This is a genomic window from Mycobacterium angelicum, from assembly GCF_002086155.1.
In the GTDB taxonomy this organism is placed as follows: Bacteria; Actinomycetota; Actinomycetes; order Mycobacteriales; family Mycobacteriaceae; genus Mycobacterium; species Mycobacterium angelicum.
In genome coordinates this window covers 26123-45019 of record NZ_MVHE01000026.1, presented here as the reverse complement: position 1 = coordinate 45019, position 18897 = coordinate 26123, and the positions used below count along the sequence as shown (strand labels likewise).

Below are 18897 nucleotides of genomic sequence, written 5' to 3'. Positions count from 1 at the left end.
ACGATAAACATACTGCGATCTGCGCTTCGGCGCATCGGCGAAACCGCGGGTCAGCCCTCGGAAGCCGGTGCGCCGCTTGCGTTTTCAGGTCCTGTTTAGACCCGGCCCATTCCGCGGGTCATCAGGAAGACCCCGAGGACGGCGATCACCACGGCGAACGCCTGCTGTCGATGGGTTTTCACCACGCCGTGGACGGCCGACATCGCCTGGCCGGTCCATGTCGGTGCGGCGAGCTGGCTGACCAGCGGAAGCTCGATAAAGGCCAGTGCCACCAGGGTGTACACGCTGACCGCACTGATTTGAGTGTGCACAGCGGCTCCCGAGGCCAGGATGGCGGCAAGTGCCGCCAGGTACCTGAAGTCCGCCAACATCCCGAATCCGAGGATGAAGGCCACCCGCAGCGGCTTGGCGCGCAACGCGTCCTGAGCGCGCGTCGACAACCGCGTGATTATGGGCGGTGCCCCCAAGTGCGCGGTAGTGGCGGCGGGTATGCCGACTCGTGCCCGCTGGCCCACTGCCGCCGCGGCGATCAGCAATGCCAGCACGCCCATCGCGATTTGAATGCGCCCGGCCGTCGAGCTGGCGGTGACGACTTCGATTCGGTGCATGACCGCAAGTGCGAAGTCGCGCAGACCGAAAAGTACGCCCGCCGCCAGGGCAACGCTCATCGCCACGCCGCCCAGCCAGAACGCCACCAGCAGACCCGCGGCACGAGGCCGCGACGACAACAGAACACTCGTCCCGATCCGAACCGGGTCTGCCGTCGCCACAAGAGCTAACACCAGCACCGTGCCCCACATGGCAGAGGACGGTACATCGGTGTCGCAGGGTAGCGAAACCCCTTTCAGGACACCGGTTTACCGATCACGGCCGCATAACCTGAACACCGGCCAATTTCTGGCGCGAGAGTAAGAACGCAGCTGGCAGAAGGCATCTCGACGAGAACCGGTATTCGGTCGCTGACCTCGAACAATGTTCGCGGATGGCGATGGGTGAAACTCGTCGCGAAATGGCTCTATGAGGGATCAATTAGGAATGTGGGATTAGATAAATTTTTCGGTGATGCGCCTTTACGCCCAAGGGTTTTAGGCCTGGGCGGTGTGGCACTTGGCCCGTCGTGACCGGGACCGCGACAGCGTTTGCTTTCGCGCGAAAATCGGCTTGCGACACGCCGGTTGGCGTGCCGCGATGGACCAGCGCCGTAACTATACCGTGATCTGGGATGTTTGCAGGGAGGCAGATTCGGTGATCGAAAACCCGCTCCGGGGAATGTCGCGCCGGGAGTTTTTCGCGAAACTCACCGGCGCCGGCGCCGCAGCGCTGCTCACGGACATCGCCGCCCCCGTGATCGAAAAGGCCTACGGCGCTGGCCCTTGCCCTGGTCACTTGAACGACATCGAGCACATCGTGTTGCTGATGCAGGAGAACCGGTCGTTCGACCATTACTTCGGCACACTTTCCAGTACCCACGGATTCAACGACCCGTCGACAAAGTTTCAGCAACCGGGGTGGAACCCGCAAACGCAGGCGCTCGACCCCGCTGGCATAACCATTCCGTTCCGCCTGGACACCACCCGCGGTCCCATCCTGGATGGGGAGTGCGTCAACGACCCCGACCACGCCTGGATCGCGATGCACAATTCGTGGAACAACGGGGGCAACGACAACTGGCTTCCGGCGCAGTCGGCCACCCGCACCGGGCCGTATGTCCCGATGGTGATGGGTTATTACACCCGCCAAGATCTCCCGATTCACCATCTGCTAGCCGACACCTTCACTCTTTGCGACGGCTACCACTGTTCGTTGCTGGGCGGCACGCTGCCCAATCGGCTGTATTGGATGAGCGCCCAAATCGATCCGGCCGGAACCAACGGCGGACCGCAGCTGGTGGAGCCCGGATTCCTGCCGGAACAGCAGTACAGCTGGCGCATCATGCCGGAGAACCTGGAAGACGCCGGCATCAGCTGGAAGGTCTACCAGAGCAAGGATGCGGGCCGCTTCATCAATACCCCGATCAGCAACAACGGGCTGGTGCAGGCGTTCAAACAATCGGCAAACCCGCGGTCGAATCTGGCCCGGTTCGGCATCTCACCGAACTACCCGGGCGATTTCGCCGCCGACGTCAGAAACAACACGCTGCCGTCGGTTTCCTGGTTGGTGCCGCCTTTCCTGCAATCCGAACACCCCGCGCTGCCGGTGGCCCTGGGCGCCGTGGCGATGGTGAACGCGCTGCGGATTTTGCTGACCAACCCCGCGGTGTGGGAGAAGACGGCGTTGATCATCAGCTACGACGAAAACGGGGGCTTCTTCGACCACGTGGTGCCGCCGACAGCGCCGCCGGGCACGCCCGGTGAATACGTCACCGTGCCAGACATCAACGCGGTGACGGGCTCCGGTGGCATCCGGGGTCCGATCGGCCTGGGCTTCCGAGTTCCGTGCTTGGTCATCTCGCCCTACAGTCGCGGGCCGCTGATGGTCCACGACACTTTCGACCACACGTCGCAGCTGAAATTGATTCGGGCTCGTTTCGGTGTCCCGGTTCCCAACCTGACCGCATGGCGCGACAATTTGGTCGGCGATATGACATCCACGTTCAACTTCGGAACGCCGCCCAACAGTTCGAAACCCAACCTCAGCCATCCTTTGCTGGCCGCGGTGCCCAGGCTGCCGCAGTGCATCCCCAACGTCGTACTGGGGACCACGGATGGCGTACTGCCGGCCATTCCCTATCGGGTGCCCTTCCCGCAGGTGATGCCCGGCCAGGAGACCGCACCGGTGCGCGGCATTCCCAGCGGGCTCTGCAGCTGACTTACCGCATTGCGCGAGTAAACGGCGATAACAGCACCAGAATGCCGGCTGGCAAAGAACCGGGATTCGACCACGACACGCCGGTCATGGTGTCCCGGCTGATTGGCTCCACAACTATACCGTGATCTGGAAGCGGCGCAAGGAAGCCTTCAAGGAGAGCGTGTGGGAAGCGAACACCCGGTCGACGGAATGTCCCGTCGCCAATTTTTGGCTAAAGCCGCCGCAGCCACCACCGCCGGGGCATTCATGTCGTTGGCCGGCCCGATTATCGAAAAGGCCTACGGGGCGGGACCCTGCGGCGGCCAATTGAGCGACATCGAACACATCGTGTTGTTGATGCAAGAAAACCGTTCTTTCGATCACTACTTCGGCACGATGTCTGCCGTTCGCGGTTTTGACGACACCACCCCGCCATTGGTATTCGCGCAACCGGGTTGGAACCCGCAAACGCAGACCAACGACCCCGCCGCCACCACGATCCCGTTCCGCTTCGACACGACCCGGGGGCCCCTGGTGGCCGGCGAATGCGTCAACGACCCGGACCACAGCTGGATCGCCATGCACAATTCGTGGAACAACGGCGCCAATAACGGCTGGCTGCCGGCGCAGGCCGCGAGCAGTACATTGCAGGGCAATACGCCGGTGACGATGGGCTATTACACCCGTCAAGACATCCCGATCCACTACATGCTGGCCGACACATTCACCGTGTGCGACAACTATTTCTGTTCGCTGCTGGGCGGGACCACGCCGAACCGTTGCTACTGGATGAGCGCGTGGAACGACCCCGACGGCACCCACGGCGGGCCGGTGATTCTGGAGCCCAACATCCAGCCGATGCAGAAATACAGCTGGCGCATCATGCCGGAGAATCTCGAAGACGCCGGCGTCAGCTGGAAGGTCTATCAGAACAAGCTGCTCGGGCCGCTCAACAACACTGTGGTCGGCTACAACGGACTGGTCAACGACTTCAAACAGGCCGCGGACCCGCGATCGAACCTGGCCCGGTTCGGCATCGCGCCGACCTACCCGGTGGACTTCGCGACCGACGTGCGAACCAACCGGTTGCCGAAGGTGTCCTGGGTGCTGCCGGGGTTCCTGCTCTCGGAGCACCCGGCATTCCCGGTGTCCATCGGCGCGGTCGGAATCGTGGACGTGCTGCGCATCCTGCTGTCGAACCCGCCGCTGTGGGAAAAGACCGCGGTCATCATCAACTACGACGAAAACGGCGGCTTTTTCGACCACGTCGTACCACCCACGCCGCCGCCAGGAACTCCCGGCGAATATCTCACCGTGCCCGACATCAACGCGGTGCCGGGATCGGGCGGCATCCGCGGTCCGATCGGTCTGGGTTTCCGGGTGCCCTGCATCGTCGTTTCGCCCTACAGCCGCGGCCCCCTGTTGGTCAGCGACACCTTCGACCACACCTCGACGCTGAAATTGATCGGCAAGCGGTTCGGCGTCCCGGTGCCCAACATCAGCGCCTGGCGCGACGCGACGGTTGGCGACATGACCTCGACGTTCAATTTCGCCTCCCCGCCGAATCCGGCCAAACCCAATTTGGACCACCCGAGGCTGAAGGCCCTTCCGAAGCTTCCGCAATGCGTGCCCAACGCGATTTTGGGCACCACCACCAAGACATCAATTCCGTACCGGGTTCCCTACCCGCAGATCATGCCCAACCAGGAAACCGCACCCGCCCGCGGAAAGCCCAGCGGTATCTGCTGAATTCAAAATTATCTCTCGCCGTCAATTTGCCGGTGAAAACCCCATGCGCGACACGCCGATTGGCGGTTGGCCGTAAATCGCGTTTGTGAATATACGGTGAGCCGAAATATGCGAGGAGGCACGGTGGTGAAAAGCCCATGGCCATTCGCCGGAATGTCGCGCCGAGAATTCCTGGCAAAGGCCACTGGTGCCGGCGCCGCCGCGTTTCTGACGGACTGGGCCGGCCCGGTAATCGAAAAAGCCTATGGCGCCGGCTCCTGCTCCGGGCACCTCTCCGACATCGAGCACGTCGTGCTGTGCCTGCAGGAGAACAGATCGTTCGACCACTACTTCGGCACGCTGTCGCAGGTCAACGGCTTCGACACCCCGACGCCGCTGTTCCAGCAGAAGGGCTGGAATCCGCAGACGCAGGCGCTCGACCCGGCCGGGATCACCCTGCCTTACCGCATCGATACGACCCGGGGACCCAACGGAGTCGGCGAGTGCATCAACGACCCGGACCACCAGTGGATTGCCGCGCACCTGTCGTGGAATAACGGCGGCAACGACGGCTGGCTCGCCGCGCAGGCCAAGACCCGGTCGGTGGCCAACACCCCCGCGGTAATGGGCTATTACGCGCGCCCGGACATACCGATTCACTATTTGCTGGCCGACACCTTCACGATTTGCGATAACTACCACGCGTCGCTGCTCGGCGGCACGATGCCCAACCGGCTCTACTGGATCAGCGCCACGGTCAATCCAGAAGGGGATAAGGGTGGGCCGCAGATCGTGGAACCGACCATCCAGCCGAAGTTGACGTTCACCTGGCGCCTGATGCCGGAGAATCTCAGCGACGCAGGCGTCAGCTGGAAGGTCTACAACAGCAAATTGCTCGGCGGCCTCAACGACACGTCGCTGAGCCGCAACGGGTATGTGGGCAGCTTCAAGCAAGCCGGCGACCCGAGGTCAGAGCTGGCTCGGTACGGGATTGCACCCACCTATCCAGCCGACTTCGTCCGCGACGTCATCAACAACAGGCTGCCCCAGGTCTCGTGGGTGGTCCCGTTGACGGTCGAGTCCGAACATCCCTCGTTCCCGATAGCCGTCGGGGCGTGGACGATCGTGAACCTGATCAAGGCGCTGTTGCGCAATCCTGCGGTGTGGGAGAAAACGGCGCTGATCATCGCCTATGACGAACACGGCGGCTTCTTCGACCACGTCACGCCACCCACGGCGCCGATCGGAACACCCGGGGAATGGATTCCCGACACCGTCGACATCAACAAGGTCGACGGCTCCGGTGGCATCCGCGGGCCCATCGGGCTGGGCTACCGCGTGCCCTGCTTCATCATTTCCCCCTACAGTCGCGGCGGGCTGATGGCGCATGACCAGTTCGACCACACCTCGCAGCTGCAATTCATCGGTAAGCGGTTCGGTGTTCCGGTTCCCAACCTGACCCCTTGGCGGGCCAGCGTGACCGGGGATTTGACGTCAGCGTTTAATTTCGCCGTTCCACCCGATCCGTCGCGGCCCAATCTGGACCACCCCGTGCGCCAACTGCCGAAGGTGGCCAAGTGTGTGCCCAATGTGGTGTTGGGCTTTTTGAATGAAGGCTTGCCTTATCGGGTGCCCTATCCCCAGATAATGCCCGCCCAGGAGACGGCCCCGGCCCGTGGGATTCCCAGCGGCATCTGCTGACCACCCCGGAGCCCGCTTTGAATACATTGCGGCCCAACCGGTTCCGGACGGATCGTCGGTGCGGATCGCCGGCGGCCGCCTCGGCACGAGCATTACCGAGCAAACGTTTGGTTGAGATCGCGCATCAGTGGTGCATCAGGGGTGCATCAGGGGTGCATCAGGGGTGCATCAGTGGGGCCTGCGCGACGGCGCCGGATCGGTTAAGGATCTAGTCATCTTTTTTGATCGCGTGTGTACTAAGGGCAGAGAAATTCGGGAATTAGAGATATTGTCCAAAGTGTTGCCTTACGATGCGGAGTGCTCGGTGGTGCGTAGTTGACCATTGAGTGTTGGTTATCGAGATCGGCACTGGAAGGGGACAGCGTGCTTTTGCCTCTGGGTCCGCCCTTGCCGCCTGACGCTGTGGCGGCTAAACGGGGTGAGTCGGGCATGCTCGGCGGGTTGTCGGTACCGCTCAGTTGGGGCGTTGCCGTGCCACCCGACGACTATGACCACTGGGCGAAGGAGTCCGAAGAGGGTACCAATGTCGAGCTTGTACCGGGTGCGGTTGATCCCGAACCGGTCGAACAAGACATGGGCGAGTGGGATGAGTGGGCTGCGTGGCGTGAGTGGGAAGCCGAGAACGCAGAACCTCAGTTCGAAATGCCACGTACTAACAGCGGCGTGGTTCCGCATTCTCCGGCGGCCGGTTAAGAGAGAAGGGGGGAGACGTCGTTGTTTTGCAGGTGGTCAACGACTCTGGATGTCTCTCGGCCGCTGACCGCAACAGTCAATCTGCACGGTGTAATTGAGTCCAAGAAATAAGGAGAACAGTCAACATGGCAACACGTTTTATGACCGACCCGCACGCGATGCGGGACATGGCGGGTCGCTTTGAGATGCACGCTCAGACCGTTGAAGACGAGGCCCGCCGTATGTGGGCGTCCTCGCAGAACATCTCCGGCGCCGGCTGGAGTGGTCTGGCAGAGGCCACCTCGTTGGACACCATGGGCCAGATGAACACGGCTTTCCGCAACATCGTGAACATGCTGCACGGTGTGCGCGACGGCCTGGTTCGTGACGCGAACAACTACGAGCAGCAAGAGCAGGCTGCGCAGCAGACCCTCAGCAGCTAACGCCACTAAACTTTTACAAGCTAAGGAGAACAGGTTCGATGACAATCAACTACCAGTTCGGCGATGTCGACGCTCACGGTGCTCTCATCCGCGCACAGGCCGCGTCACTCGAGGCCGAGCACCAGGCCATCGTTCGCGATGTGCTTGCTGCCGGCGACTTCTGGGGCGGCGCCGGTTCGGTGGCTTGCCAGGAGTTCATCACCCAGTTGGGTCGCAACTTCCAGGTGATCTACGAGCAGGCCAACGCTCACGGCCAGAAGGTTCAGTCCGCCGGCAGCAACATGGCGCAAACTGACAGCGCCGTCGGCTCCAGCTGGGCCTGACAAGTTCGGTTAGCGGCGGCGCACCGCTCTGCTAGCGGTGGTGCGCCCGTCCGCACCGGTTGACTGCGCACGACCTGCGCATGGGCAGCAATAGCTCCCGTGTGCAGGCGTGCGCAGTCCCCATTTCTGGACCAAATTTCTAGACCAAGTTTCCGAAGCCGCTTAGAAGCGGCCGCCGCCACCCATGAATCCGCCCCCCGAACCACCGGGCGAGCCGCCCGAGGAGCCGCCGAACGAGGTGGGGCTCCAGCCGCCGAATCCGCCGCGCAGGCCACCGCTGAGCAGGTCGCCGATGATGATCCCGCCGAGCATCGCGCCAAGGTCGTTTCCACCTCCGCGGCTGGTGTAGGTCTGTTGAGCCGCTTGCACGTCGGCATTGGCCAATGACTGCGCATCGGCGGCCAGCGTGGAGGCCGCGTTGGCATAGCCGATCGCTTCGGTCAGATTGGTCGACTTCTTTGCCGCCGCCGCTTCCAGCTGCCGCTTAGCCTCGGCGAGCCGGGTGCGGGCTTCGGGTCCGATGCTGCCGCGGCGGGTGTCGATGTAGTCGGACACCGCGCGCACCCGCGACTGCGCGGTGAACAACGCCTGCTCGAATGAACGGGTCAGCCGATCGGCATCGGCCTTCTCTTGCGCCAGCACGCCAAGCAGCCGGTTGAGGTCCGCGTCGGCCTTGGTCAGCTCGGCAAACGCGCTCAGGGGATCGGCGGAGCCGCCGGGAGCGCGCGAGTTGTCCAGGGCCCTGGCCGCCGCATCGCGCGCCGCGACCAGTTCACCGGTGTGCCCAGCGGCGTTGCTCTGATGCAATTGCGCGTTGGCGTTCTGGATGCCGGTTGAAATGTCGGCGACCAGCGACGGCAGCGCGGCAACGGCGTGGCGGATGTCGCCGGCCGCGCTATCCACCGCATCAAGCAGCGCCCGGGCCTGCCCGAGCGCGGATTCGGCGGCTCGCACCGCATCGACCAGCTGGGCCTGTTGGCCGCTCACCGCTTGACCGGCCAGCTCCCGCGCCGCGCCGATGTTGCGGTCGGCGAATGCCAGCCGCTCGCTGGCCGTCGTGACATTGCCGGCAACCGAAGCCAGTGCCGCGGAGCCGAATTCGGTATGTAGCCCGGCCAGGTGCTGTTCGGTCGGGGCAACGCGGGTGGTGAGTTCGACGTACTGCTGAGTCAGCAGGTCGAGCCGGGAGGGGGCGTTGATCACCAGATCGCGCAGCATCTCGAAGGCTTCGGTCTGGGACTCGAGTTGGCGGTCGGCCTGCGCCGCGGACACGATGACCCGGGTGAGTAGGCCGCGGCGCTGCTCCGGCGTTTCGGGCACGCTGTCGTCGAGTTGCTGGCGAACCGTAAACGCTTGGGAGAGCGCGGCTTTGGCGTTGTTCACCGCCTGGGTGAACGGCGCGGTCCGTTCGTCGCCGAACTCGTCGATCGCCAGTGCGAGCTCGTTGGAGCTGGTGCGCACCGCGTTGTCGACCTCCACCACCATCGAGCGGGACAGATCGTCGAGGGTGTCCAGCGGCAGCGCGGCCAGGGCCCGCGCGTCGGTGGGATCGACTCGTCGCGCCGCGGTCAATGCGTCGGCGCGCCGCCGCCGTCGGCGCCGGCGCATCACAATCAGCAAGACCACAACGGCCACAACGATGACGCCGAGCAGGCTCAGCAACACCAGCGGAGCCGACGAACTGGATGACTTGTTCAGACCGTTGGCCGCCGCAATGGCCGCACCGCTCCAGTCTCCGTTGCGCAGCGCCGGCTCGATCTGGTTGTGCCGCAGGTTGTCGATCTGGCTCTCGTTAAGGCCTTGTACCCCATTGGATATCAGGAAGGCATAGGCGCGATCGGTGGTGGCCACCGCAAGCAGCGCGTCGTAGTTGCCCAGATCGCTGGTCCGCATAGTCCGTTGCGCCCAGTTCACCGCGCTCTGGTCGGAGAAGTTGTCGACGTAGACCACCCAGAGCCGGACCCGGCGGTCGGTGTAGAGCTTGTCGACGGCCGACGTGATCGCCGCGCGGCCGGAATCGTTGAGCACGCCCGCGTTGTCGGTGATGTAGCCGGGCAGCCGGAACGGTGGTTGCGCCCCGGCGGGCGGCGCGAGCAGCAGCCCGGTAGCGAGGATGGTCAGGATCACGCCGAGCAGGCGGGCAATGCGCATAAGAGCCAATTTAGTGTGCGCGTGACCTCCGATCCGTGATCTCCCTGGCAGACTGTGGATCGGTGACCACGAATCAGCAGGACCCCTACGACGACTTCGACCGTGAGCGACGGGTACCCGAAGCGCCGAAGACCGCGGGCCTGCCGGGCACCGAAGGCCAGCACCGTACCGACTTCGCCCGGGACCGGGCCCGGGTGCTGCACAGCGCAGCGCTGCGCCGGCTGGCGGACAAGACGCAGGTGGTCGGGCCGCGGGAGGGCGACACTCCGCGCACCCGGCTGACTCATTCGCTGGAAGTGGCCCAGATCGGGCGGGGCATGGCGATCGGACTGGGCTGCGACTTGGAGCTCGTCGAGCTTGGGGGCTTGGCCCACGACATCGGACATCCGCCCTACGGACACAACGGCGAGCGGGCCCTCGATGAAGTGGCGGCCGGCTTCGGAGGTTTCGAGGGCAATGCCCAGAACTTCCGCATCCTGACCAGCCTTGAGCCCAAAGTCCTTGACCCGCAAGGGCGTAGCGCGGGACTCAACCTGACCCGGGCGGCCCTGGATGCGGTCACCAAGTACCCGTGGACACGTGGCAACGGGCCTGGGACCGGGCCCAAGTTCGGCTTCTACGAGGAGGACCGCGCCGCGGCCGACTGGGCCCGTTCGCACGCGCCCGCCGATCGCGCGTGCCTGGAAGCCCAAGTGATGGACTGGGCCGACGATGTCGCGTATTCGGTCCACGACATCGAGGACGGCGTCGTATCCGAACGCATCGACCTGCGGGTGCTGGCCGACGAGGACGAGGTCGCCTCGCTGGCCAAGCTGGGGGAGAGCGAGTACTCGCGGGTGCGTGCCGACGACTTCATGGAGGCCGCCCGACGGTTGTCCGGGCTGCCGGTGGTGGCCGCCGTCGGCAAATACGACGCGACACTGACGGCCGCGGTCGCGCTCAAGCGATTGACCAGCGAACTGGTCGGCCGCTTCGCGTCGGCAGCGATCGCGACCACCCGTGCCGTCGCCGGTCCCGGGCCGCTGGTGCGCTACCAGGCCGACCTGCAGGTGCCTCACCTGGTTCGGGCCGAGGTCGCGGTGCTGAAAATTCTGGCGCTGCAATTCATCATGTCCGACCCCAGGCATCTGGAAACTCAGGCCCGCCAGCGCGAATGCATCCACCGGGTGGCGCAGTGGCTGCTCGCCGGGGCGCCGCAGACGCTGGACCCGGTCTTTGCCGCGGCGTTCAACACCGCCGCGGACGACCGTGCCCGGTTGCGGGTGGTCGTCGATCAGATCGCCTCGTATACCGAGGGGCGGCTGGAACGCATCGACGCCGGAACCACCAAAGTCAACGGCTCAGACTGAGACCTAGACTAGGCGGATGTCGAGTCCCGGGGGCCGGTCGAGGATCTCCGACCGTGACATCGCCGCCATCCGAGAAGGGGCCCGCATCGAGGATGTCGTCGGTGATTACGTCCAATTGCGGCGCGCCGGTGCCGACTCGCTCAAGGGTCTGTGCCCGTTCCACAACGAGAAGTCGCCGTCGTTTCACGTGCGACCCAACCACGGCCACTTCCACTGCTTCGGTTGTGGCGAAGGCGGCGACGTGTATGCGTTCATCCAGAAGATCGAACACGTCAGCTTCGTCGAGGCGGTCGAATTGCTGGCCGACCGGATCGGCCACACCATCAGCTACACCGGTTCGGCCACCAGCGTGCAGCGTGACCGCGGCAGCCGCAGCCGGCTCATCGCCGCCAACGCGGCCGCGGCGGAGTTCTACGCCGAAGCGCTCGAGTCTGACGAAGCGGCACCGGCCCGCCGCTATCTGACCGAGCGCAGTTTCGACGCCGAGGCCGCCCGTCGGTTCGGCTGCGGCTTCGCTCCGTCCGGTTGGGAGAAGCTGACAAAACACCTGCAGCGCAAGGGTTTTGAGTTCAAAGAGCTGGAAGCCGCCGGACTGTCGCGGCAGGGGCGCCGTGGCCCGATGGACAGGTTTCACCGCCGGCTGCTCTGGCCGATCCGCACCTCGGCCGGCGAGGTGATCGGGTTCGGGGCGCGGCGGCTGTTCGACGACGATCCGATGGAGGCCAAGTACGTCAACACACCGGAGACGCTGCTGTACAAGAAGTCGTCGGTGATGTTCGGCATCGACTTGGCCAAGCGTGACATCGCCAAGGGGCATCAAGCGGTGGTGGTCGAAGGCTACACCGACGTGATGGCGATGCATCTGGCCGGAGTCACCACCGCCGTCGCGTCGTGCGGCACCGCGTTCGGCGACGAGCACCTGGCGATGCTGCGCCGGCTCATGATGGACGACAGTTTCTTTCGTGGCGAGCTGATCTACGTTTTCGACGGCGACGAGGCCGGCCGCGCGGCCGCGCTGAAGGCCTTCGATGGCGAGCAGAACCTGGCCGGCCAGTCCTTTGTCGCGGTGGCCCCGGACGGCATGGATCCCTGCGACCTACGGCTGAGGTCCGGCGACGGCGCGCTGCGCGACCTGGTGGCACGACGAACCCCCTTGTTCGAGTTCGCCATTCGGTCTGCGCTCGCCGAAATGGACCTCGACAGCGCTGAGGGTCGGGTGGCCGCGCTGCGCCGCTGTGTACCGATGGTCGGCCAGATCAAGGACCCGACACTGCGCGACGAGTACGCCCGCCAGCTGGCCGGTTGGGTGGGTTGGGAGGACGTCGCCCAAGTCATCGACCGGGTGCGCGGGGAAGCCAAGAAGCCCCGCAGCGGGCCGGTGTCGAAGGCGCCGCGGCGCGCGGCTCAGGACCCCGCTCAGGGCGCCGGGGCCGAACGCGGGGCCGAACCCGGGCCCGCCCGGCCCGATCCGAGAGACCCCACGCTGTGGCCGCAGCGAGAGGCGCTTAAATCAGCGCTGCAGTATCCGGCACTGGCGGGTCCGGTGTTCGACACCCTGACCGTCGAAAGCTTCACCCACCCGGGATATGCGGCGGTCCGCGCGGCCATCGACGCGGCGGGCGGTACCTCGACCGGCAGCACCGGCGCAGAGTGGATCGAGGCGGTGCGCCGGCACACCACTTCGACGTTGACCGCCAGCCTGATCAACGAATTGGGGGTAGAGGCTATCCAGGTCGAGGACGAAAAGCTGCCGCGCTACATCGCCGGGGTGCTGGCCCGGCTCCAGGAGGTTTGGATGGGCCGGCAGATCGCCGAGGTGAAATCCAAGCTGCAGCGCATGTCACCGATCGAACAGGGCGACGAATACCACGCGTTGTTCGGTGACCTGGTGGCCATGGAGGCCTATCGGCGCAGCCTTTTGGAGCAGGCCAGTGGCGACGATCTGACCGCCTGAGGCCCTCAGTTCGCGGTGTTGGCCTGCGGCTCGGCCGCGCGCACGACAGGGCGTTCGACTGGCCGTTCGATTACCGACGTCTGGTCGTCGATCTCGGTCAGCGTCACAAATCCCGCATCAGGTGAAATTCGATTCGCAATCTTGCGACGTCCGCCTTCGATAACCGATCTGGCCACGGGACTGCTGGTGAGGGCGCGATACGTGCCGGAGATCTGCTCGTAGCGGCGGCGCCCGGCCTTGGTCCCCAGCACGTAACCCAGCCCAAGCACGGCGACATACCCGATCAAAACGGTCCCCTCCGACTAACAGTGCGGTTGGCTCCATCCTGCCTCATGCGGCGCCGTCGGGCAGGATCAGGCAGCCCTCGAGTTGCATCCGGTCGGGCCTAGTTGGGTCCGGCCGTGCCAGTACGCTAGAGTCGTCCCGCGATCTGCGTCAGCGTTCGCATGGACTAGCAGTCCCCTGTAGCTCAACTGGCAGAGCATTCGGCTGTTAACCGAAGGGTTGAAGGTTCGAGTCCTTCCGGGGGAGCCGGTATTCGTGCATCGGCATCACCCAGGTTCCCTGTCGCATCCGGTCTGGGCGAGCAGTAACGCCTGTTGCTCGGCGGCCCGCACGATCGAGCCGGCCGTCAGAAAAGCGGGTCTGTCGCGGTCAGCGGCGTCGACGGGAAGGTGGGCGGCGCACCGCAGCACCATCAGGGCGAGTGCGCTGTAGGTCCCGTAAGGGACGACGAGCAGGTTTGCCCGAGCCTGTCGGCCGGTGATTGTCATGATGTGCTGACGCTTGTGTTCCCATCCGCGTGCGTTGAAGTCAGGTGGCCGTTGCAGCGGCGGCCAATTGACGTTGATCGAGTCGATCTCTCCGAGCAGGGGAGTCAGCACCCCGACAAGTTCGGGTAGTTCATTGGTGATGCGGTCTGCGCGTGGCCACCAGGCGCCGTCGATTTCACGGCCGAGTTCGCTTGCCACCGAAAGCCGGATGGGATCGGTTCGGCGCCGGATTCCGATGGATCGGGTCATGGGAGGTAGTGCTTTCGGTATCGGCGGCATTCGATGTCTGACGGGCGCGCGATGGACACGGCTGGGCGGGCCACGGGGCGGTTCCTTCCCGGTTGGCAACTACTGCCCCGCGGGCGCGGGGCAACGGAGGAATCACATTGCCCGTGGATGTCAGCCGCTTCGATCGCGGTGGACCACCGCTGACAACGAAACGGCTCACCCTCACGCTACGCCACCAAGGGTGTTTCGGCGGTCCGAATAGCAGGCTTGCGCCCAGACGATACCCGCGCTAGTCGCGCACTGCACGCGAAAAATGCAGCAGCACAGTATGTTTGGGCGTCAGCGTCACGACTTTGGGCGTAGCAGCCCCGTTTGCGGCGGACCCGGGTAAGGTGGCATCAATCGGCGGTATCTCGCACGTGACTGTTCAAAGCCATGTCGTCGCTGATCACCATTGGCCTGTTGGCGGTCAAGACGGGAAGGCCCAACGCGTTCCGCAGCGGGTACATCGACGGGGCACACCACATGTTCCGATCTCACCCAACCCGCTGAAAAATGGCAGCGGTGTTCGCAGTAGTGACGAAATCGATTGAAGGACAGGACAAATGGCCGTACAAAGCTGGTGGGATGCGCCGCAGATTCACCCGTCGGAAATCCGGGTCGGTGACATCATCGGCACACTGCGGCCGACCGACCTGCGCTACACCGTCAAGCTGATCAGTGGCCCGCAGACAGATCCCAAGCAGTGGACGTTCTTCGGCCGCGACGACGTTGGCCTACAACACACCAGCACGTTCGGGGACGGCGAGCTGGTTCGCAGGTATGCCAAAGCGTCGTGACCGGTTGGACACTAGAGCAGGTAGTTGACGCCCCACTTCGCCTCACCAGCGCTTTAAACCTTTGCCGCAGGCCTACTTTCGGCTATTCGACTGCTTGTGTCGCGGGCGTTCCGCGGAGGCGTGCGACCAGCGGGTACAGCTGGCAGCCCAGGCAGATGCCGAATGCGGCGTTGAGGAATGCCGCGAACAACGCGAAGGCCGTCGCGACCACACCAAGTAGCGGAAGACCAGCGGCAAAGCCGATGACGCCGAACACCGCGAAGACCAACCCGACCAACTGGGCGAACTTCAACGGCGGCACCGGTTCACGTTCGCCCGTCGGCGCCAGGCGTGGGGCCACCAGCTTGGCGAACAGCAGACCGTAGGGACTGTTGCGCGGTCCGCGCACCGCGCTGATCCCAAAGACGATCGCTTGCGCACCCAGGATCACCGCAGCCGCGGGTGTGCTGAACACCGAGACGATCAAGGTCGCCACCAGAACCGTGGTGGTGATCCAGGCGGCGAATCGGGGACCGCGTACGTCGACCTGATCGGTCTTGGTTTCGGCGGACATGGCATGGCTCCTTTATTTCGTCACTGGCTGCTGGGACTGAGCGAGAGCAGCGCCGTTCGCAGGTCAGCGGCCTTGGGCACCCCGGCCGTGCGGTATCGCTGGTGCCCGTCGGCGTCGAAGATGAACGTGGTGGGCAACGACAGCACCTGCAGTCGCTTGGCGGCGGCCGGGTTGGCGTCGATGTCCAACTCCACGTGCGCCACGCCCGGCAGGTCGGCGCACACCTGGTCGACCACCCGGCGCACCGTGGCACACGGACCGCACCATTGCGCACTGAAGTGCAGCACGGTCGGCCCGGTGTCGGATAACCCAAGCCCGGAGGTATCCGGTTGCGCTGCCGAGCCGGATTTCCGCAATACGCCCGAGCGCCGGTTAACGGCAACGCCGATCCCGGTGGCTCCGGCCAATGCTGCGATGGTCGCGATGAGCGCGACCACGAGAGTGCTCACAGGTGCTCCAACATGGGACTAGATGGAAAAGTCCTCGCCGTGCCAGACCCCGGCCTCCGGCGGGCGTATGACGCGCTCAGCGCGTGGGCCGCCATTGTGTGACTCCAGCCTGGTAACCCTGGCGAGCAGGGACTGCAAGCTGGCCCCCACGAGGTCGGGCAATGTCGAGTCGTCGTCGCGGGTGGGCACCGGTCGGCTCACGACCTGCCCGGGCACTCCGACGACCACCGCGCTGGACGGGACCTCCTTGACCACGACGGCGTTGGCGCCGATTCGGCTGTCGTCGCCGATCTTGATCGGGCCCAGGACTTTGGCTCCCGCGCCGATAACGACCCGGTCCCCGATGGTGGGGTGGCGCTTGCCGCGTTCGCGCCCGGTGCCACCGAGGGTGACGCCGTGAAAGAGCGTTACGTCGTCACCCACCTCGGCGGTTTCGCCGATCACCACGCCGGTCGCGTGGTCGATGAACAGCCCGGAGCCGAGCTCGGCACCGGGATGGATCTCCACTCCCGTCAATATCCGGGTGACCTCGGTCAGTAGCCGCGCGGCCAGCCTGGCGCCACGCAGCCAGAGCCAGTGGCTGATCCGGTGGCCCCACACCGCATGCACGCCGGGATAGCAGAAGATCACTTCCAGCGCGGTGGGCCGGGCCGGATCTCGTTCCCGTGCCACCCGTATGTCGCGCCGTATCTCGGTCAGCATGGCTAATCGCTCAAGTCAGAGAACAACAGTGTGCTCAGGTACCGCTCGCCGAAGTCGGGGAGCACGACGACGATCAGCTTTCCGGCGTTCTCCGGCCGGCGCGCCAGCTGCAGCGCCGCCGATACGGCCGCACCCGAGGAGATGCCCACCAGCAAGCCCTCTTCGCGGGCCAGCCGCCGGGCCAGCTCAAGCGCGTCTTCGTTCTCGACGGTGATGATCTCGTCGACCAATCCCAGGTCCAGTACCGGCGGGATGAAGCCGGCGCCGAGGCCCTGGATCGGGTGCGGTCCTTTCTGGCCGCCGGACAGTACCGGCGACGCGGCGGGCTCAACGGCGACGAACTGTGCCGACGGCTTGCGCTCCTTGAGCACTTGGGCGACGCCGGTGATGGTGCCGCCCGTGCCGATGCCGGACACGAAGATGTCGATCTTGCCGTCGGTGTCCTTCCACACCTCTTCGGCCGTTGTCACGGCGTGCACGGCCGGATTGGCCAGGTTTTCGAATTGCTGGGGGATGAAATACCGGTCGTCGGTCTTGGCGAGTTCCTCGGCCTTGGCGATGGCGCCCGCCATACCGTCGGGACCGGGAGTCAGGATGACCTCAGCGCCGTAGGCGCGCAACAACATTCGCCGCTCGATGCTCATCGTTTCCGGCATGGTCAGCACGCATTTGTAGCCGCGCGAGGCGGCCACCATCGCCAGCGCGATGCCGGTGTTCCCGCTCGTCGGCTCGAGGATAATGGTGTCCGGTTTGATCAGGCCGGCTTTCTCGCCGGCGTCGATCATCGCCACGCCGATGCGGTCTTTCACACTGCCCGCGGGATTGAAGGATTCCAGCTTGGCGACCACGTCGGCCACCGCGCCGTCGGTGACCCGGCGCAGCCGGACCAGCGGCGTGTTCCCGATCAGTTGGGTGATGTTCTCCGCGATACTCATCTGCCTTCTCTCGCTTGTCTCGCCGACGTCCAGCTGATCTCGAATTCGATGGTCACGTCTGTTGGCACCGCCAGCGCCACGGGTGTGAACCGCTGCGGCGCCCCGTCCAACGCCACCCCGGTCAAAACTCTTCCGCCAATGGTGTGTGGAGTGGTTGCGGTCAATGTTATTGCCGTGGTACCCGCGGTGCGACGGAGGTAAAACTCGGTTCCCGGGTGCACGGTGTCGTTGATGACGAAGCCGTCGGCGTCGACGAGCGCATGATCTTCGCCCACGGTGAGATTCAATGGCACCCGCACCTGGAAGGGGCCGACGAGTTCGGAATCGGCGGTCGCGTCGGTAGCGATGAGCTGGGGTTCCTCGGCGTCACGGACAGCTCGGTGCGCGCCGGCCAGCAAATAGTCGTAGAGGTGCACGACGCGGTCGGCGTTGCGGTAGTGGCGGGTTCCGGTGAGCCAGAAGTCGACGTGGTCGATCGCGGGGACCGCCTCCGGGGTGGTGCCGATCAGCCGGTAGTAGCGATAGCCGCGTCCGCCCTGGCCATGGCTGCTGGTCGACAGGGTGCTGCCGACACCGAGCGTGCGCTGATAGCGGCCTTTGCCGGCGTCGGTGGTCAGTTGTGAGCCCGAGACGTCGGACCAGACCTGGCCGTCGGCCGACTTCTGCAGCTTGATGGTGGCCGCGGTGTCGGTGGCCGCCCACAGCGAGTAGCCGCCCAGTTGCGGCTGGCTGTCGAACTCGAAGGTCAGTGCCGGTCCGGGGCCGCGGTGTACGGCGCTGGGGGCGTTGAGCGGCCGGGTGTCCAGGGCCATGCCGTTGGTCAGGTACCAGATCGCGGCCTGGGTCCCGGCGATGGCCTCGTGCTCGCTGATGTTCGCCGGACCCAAAGGGTAGCCGGCCTCGCGGAGCTGGCGGCTTAGCTCGGACAGGGAACGCATCGGGAACGAGTGGCGCAGGATCCACGCCACTTCGGCTTCGCTGCCGCGGGTGAGCAAATGCGGCAGCGCCGACCAACTGCCCAGGTTGTAGCGCGACGGCTGGTATGGCGCGATCCCGGTGAAATCCAGCGAGTAGGCCTGCAGGTTGGGGTTCAGCCGGATCAGGTCGGTGCGCGCGGAGGTGCCGTCGGTGAACACGATTTTGTCGACGGTGTGGGAATACGTGCCGCCCCGGTAGCGGGTCATGCGAGCCAATTCGGTGACGGGCCGGGCGTGGACGCGGTGGCGCGCAGCTACCGGCGCCAGGGCATGGCTGGGTACAGCAAGGACAGTCATGGGTGGTTGATCTTCCTGAGAATTTGAGTTCGCGCG

At 65.0% G+C, this 18897-nt stretch carries 18 protein-coding genes and 1 tRNA gene; 10 read left to right on the top strand and 9 right to left on the bottom strand.

All coding sequences use genetic code 11. The features are described from left to right. Window positions 1-95: 95 nt before the first annotated feature. Window positions 96-800: a GAP family protein gene (locus BST12_RS16395; protein ID WP_083114172.1), complete on the bottom strand. Its 705-nt coding sequence runs from the start codon at window positions 798-800 to the stop codon at window positions 96-98. Between the two features lie 469 nt (window positions 801-1269). On the opposite strand from BST12_RS16395, the gene BST12_RS16390 reads away from it, so the two are divergent. The 6 genes from BST12_RS16390 (at window position 1270) to BST12_RS16365 (ending at window position 7654) form a co-directional block, all read left to right on the top strand. Next, complete coding sequence (locus BST12_RS16390) at window positions 1270-2808, top strand: phospholipase C (protein ID WP_083114203.1); 1539 nt, start codon at window positions 1270-1272, stop codon at window positions 2806-2808. A 189-nt stretch (window positions 2809-2997) separates the two neighbouring features. Next, window positions 2998-4536, top strand: a complete 1539-nt coding sequence (locus BST12_RS16385) for a phospholipase C (protein WP_083114171.1) — start codon at window positions 2998-3000, stop codon at window positions 4534-4536. Between the two features lie 153 nt (window positions 4537-4689). Continuing rightward, the gene (locus BST12_RS16380) at window positions 4690-6216 is read left to right on the top strand and encodes a phospholipase C (protein ID WP_083114170.1); all 1527 of its coding nucleotides are present in this window, start codon (window positions 4690-4692) and stop codon (window positions 6214-6216) included. A gap of 363 nt (window positions 6217-6579) precedes the next feature. Continuing rightward, on the top strand, window positions 6580-6909 hold the full coding sequence (locus BST12_RS16375) for a hypothetical protein (RefSeq protein ID WP_372511112.1): 330 nt from the start codon (window positions 6580-6582) through the stop codon (window positions 6907-6909). 125 nt (window positions 6910-7034) lie between these two features. Continuing rightward, window positions 7035-7331 carry a WXG100 family type VII secretion target gene (locus tag BST12_RS16370; RefSeq protein ID WP_083114169.1) on the top strand — a complete coding sequence of 99 codons (297 nt, stop codon included), beginning with the start codon at window positions 7035-7037 and terminating at the stop codon, window positions 7329-7331. 38 nt (window positions 7332-7369) lie between these two features. Further along, complete coding sequence (locus tag BST12_RS16365) at window positions 7370-7654, top strand: WXG100 family type VII secretion target (RefSeq protein ID WP_083112432.1); 285 nt, start codon at window positions 7370-7372, stop codon at window positions 7652-7654. A 162-nt stretch (window positions 7655-7816) separates the two neighbouring features. Here the strand turns inward: BST12_RS16365 and BST12_RS16360 are convergent, their stop codons facing one another. Next, window positions 7817-9805 carry a TPM domain-containing protein gene (locus tag BST12_RS16360; protein WP_083114168.1) on the bottom strand — a complete coding sequence of 663 codons (1989 nt, stop codon included), beginning with the start codon at window positions 9803-9805 and terminating at the stop codon, window positions 7817-7819. Between the two features lie 62 nt (window positions 9806-9867). On the opposite strand from BST12_RS16360, the gene BST12_RS16355 reads away from it, so the two are divergent. Both BST12_RS16355 and dnaG read left to right on the top strand, forming a co-directional pair. Then, window positions 9868-11154: a deoxyguanosinetriphosphate triphosphohydrolase gene (locus BST12_RS16355; RefSeq protein ID WP_083114200.1), complete on the top strand. Its 1287-nt coding sequence runs from the start codon at window positions 9868-9870 to the stop codon at window positions 11152-11154. Between the two features lie 16 nt (window positions 11155-11170). Then, window positions 11171-13108 carry a DNA primase gene (gene dnaG, locus BST12_RS16350; RefSeq protein ID WP_083114167.1) on the top strand — a complete coding sequence of 646 codons (1938 nt, stop codon included), beginning with the start codon at window positions 11171-11173 and terminating at the stop codon, window positions 13106-13108. Between the two features lie 5 nt (window positions 13109-13113). Here dnaG and BST12_RS16345 read toward each other — a convergent pair whose 3' ends face one another. Next, window positions 13114-13395 (bottom strand): hypothetical protein, encoded by a 282-nt coding sequence (locus tag BST12_RS16345; RefSeq protein WP_083114166.1) that lies wholly within the window; start codon window positions 13393-13395, stop codon window positions 13114-13116. A gap of 171 nt (window positions 13396-13566) precedes the next feature. On the opposite strand from BST12_RS16345, the gene BST12_RS16340 reads away from it, so the two are divergent. Beyond that, window positions 13567-13639, top strand: a tRNA-Asn gene (locus BST12_RS16340). A 20-nt stretch (window positions 13640-13659) separates the two neighbouring features. Here the strand turns inward: BST12_RS16340 and BST12_RS16335 are convergent. Then, window positions 13660-14130, bottom strand: coding sequence for a DUF5994 family protein (locus tag BST12_RS16335; RefSeq protein WP_083114165.1), 471 nt, complete (start codon window positions 14128-14130; stop codon window positions 13660-13662). Window positions 14131-14714: 584 nt separating this feature from the next. On the opposite strand from BST12_RS16335, the gene BST12_RS16330 reads away from it, so the two are divergent. Beyond that, the gene (locus BST12_RS16330) at window positions 14715-14948 is read left to right on the top strand and encodes a hypothetical protein (protein ID WP_083114164.1); all 234 of its coding nucleotides are present in this window, start codon (window positions 14715-14717) and stop codon (window positions 14946-14948) included. A gap of 82 nt (window positions 14949-15030) precedes the next feature. Here the strand turns inward: BST12_RS16330 and BST12_RS16325 are convergent, their stop codons facing one another. Genes BST12_RS16325 through BST12_RS16305 form a run of 5 tightly spaced genes read right to left on the bottom strand, consistent with a single transcriptional unit; the run spans window position 15031 to window position 18861 of the window. After that, window positions 15031-15501 (bottom strand): DUF4395 domain-containing protein, encoded by a 471-nt coding sequence (locus tag BST12_RS16325; RefSeq protein ID WP_083114163.1) that lies wholly within the window; start codon window positions 15499-15501, stop codon window positions 15031-15033. 20 nt (window positions 15502-15521) lie between these two features. Further along, on the bottom strand, window positions 15522-15950 hold the full coding sequence (locus BST12_RS16320) for a thioredoxin family protein (protein WP_083114162.1): 429 nt from the start codon (window positions 15948-15950) through the stop codon (window positions 15522-15524). Window positions 15951-15968: 18 nt separating this feature from the next. Next, window positions 15969-16652, bottom strand: a complete 684-nt coding sequence (gene cysE, locus BST12_RS16315) for a serine O-acetyltransferase (protein WP_083114161.1) — start codon at window positions 16650-16652, stop codon at window positions 15969-15971. Window positions 16653-16654: 2 nt separating this feature from the next. Then, the gene (gene cysK / locus BST12_RS16310; RefSeq protein ID WP_083114160.1) at window positions 16655-17587 is read right to left on the bottom strand and encodes a cysteine synthase A; all 933 of its coding nucleotides are present in this window, start codon (window positions 17585-17587) and stop codon (window positions 16655-16657) included. Beyond that, window positions 17584-18861 (bottom strand): TQXA domain-containing protein, encoded by a 1278-nt coding sequence (locus BST12_RS16305; RefSeq protein WP_083114159.1) that lies wholly within the window; start codon window positions 18859-18861, stop codon window positions 17584-17586. The genes cysK and BST12_RS16305 overlap by 4 nt, the downstream gene beginning before the upstream one ends. Window positions 18862-18897 lie beyond the last annotated feature (36 nt).

Coding starts and splice junctions, on each gene's coding strand:
- BST12_RS16395 (WP_083114172.1), bottom strand. CDS start 800: ATGTGGGGCACGGTGCTGGTGTTAGCTCTTGTGGCGACGGCAGACCCG.
- BST12_RS16390 (WP_083114203.1), top strand. CDS start 1,270: ATGTCGCGCCGGGAGTTTTTCGCGAAACTCACCGGCGCCGGCGCCGCA.
- BST12_RS16385 (WP_083114171.1), top strand. CDS start 2,998: ATGTCCCGTCGCCAATTTTTGGCTAAAGCCGCCGCAGCCACCACCGCC.
- BST12_RS16380 (WP_083114170.1), top strand. CDS start 4,690: ATGTCGCGCCGAGAATTCCTGGCAAAGGCCACTGGTGCCGGCGCCGCC.
- BST12_RS16370 (WP_083114169.1), top strand. CDS start 7,035: ATGGCAACACGTTTTATGACCGACCCGCACGCGATGCGGGACATGGCG.
- BST12_RS16365 (WP_083112432.1), top strand. CDS start 7,370: ATGACAATCAACTACCAGTTCGGCGATGTCGACGCTCACGGTGCTCTC.
- BST12_RS16360 (WP_083114168.1), bottom strand. CDS start 9,805: ATGCGCATTGCCCGCCTGCTCGGCGTGATCCTGACCATCCTCGCTACC.
- dnaG (WP_083114167.1), top strand. CDS start 11,171: ATGTCGAGTCCCGGGGGCCGGTCGAGGATCTCCGACCGTGACATCGCC.
- BST12_RS16335 (WP_083114165.1), bottom strand. CDS start 14,130: ATGACCCGATCCATCGGAATCCGGCGCCGAACCGATCCCATCCGGCTT.
- BST12_RS16330 (WP_083114164.1), top strand. CDS start 14,715: ATGGCCGTACAAAGCTGGTGGGATGCGCCGCAGATTCACCCGTCGGAA.
- BST12_RS16325 (WP_083114163.1), bottom strand. CDS start 15,501: ATGTCCGCCGAAACCAAGACCGATCAGGTCGACGTACGCGGTCCCCGA.
- cysE (WP_083114161.1), bottom strand. CDS start 16,652: ATGCTGACCGAGATACGGCGCGACATACGGGTGGCACGGGAACGAGAT.
- cysK (WP_083114160.1), bottom strand. CDS start 17,587: ATGAGTATCGCGGAGAACATCACCCAACTGATCGGGAACACGCCGCTG.
- BST12_RS16305 (WP_083114159.1), bottom strand. CDS start 18,861: ATGACTGTCCTTGCTGTACCCAGCCATGCCCTGGCGCCGGTAGCTGCG.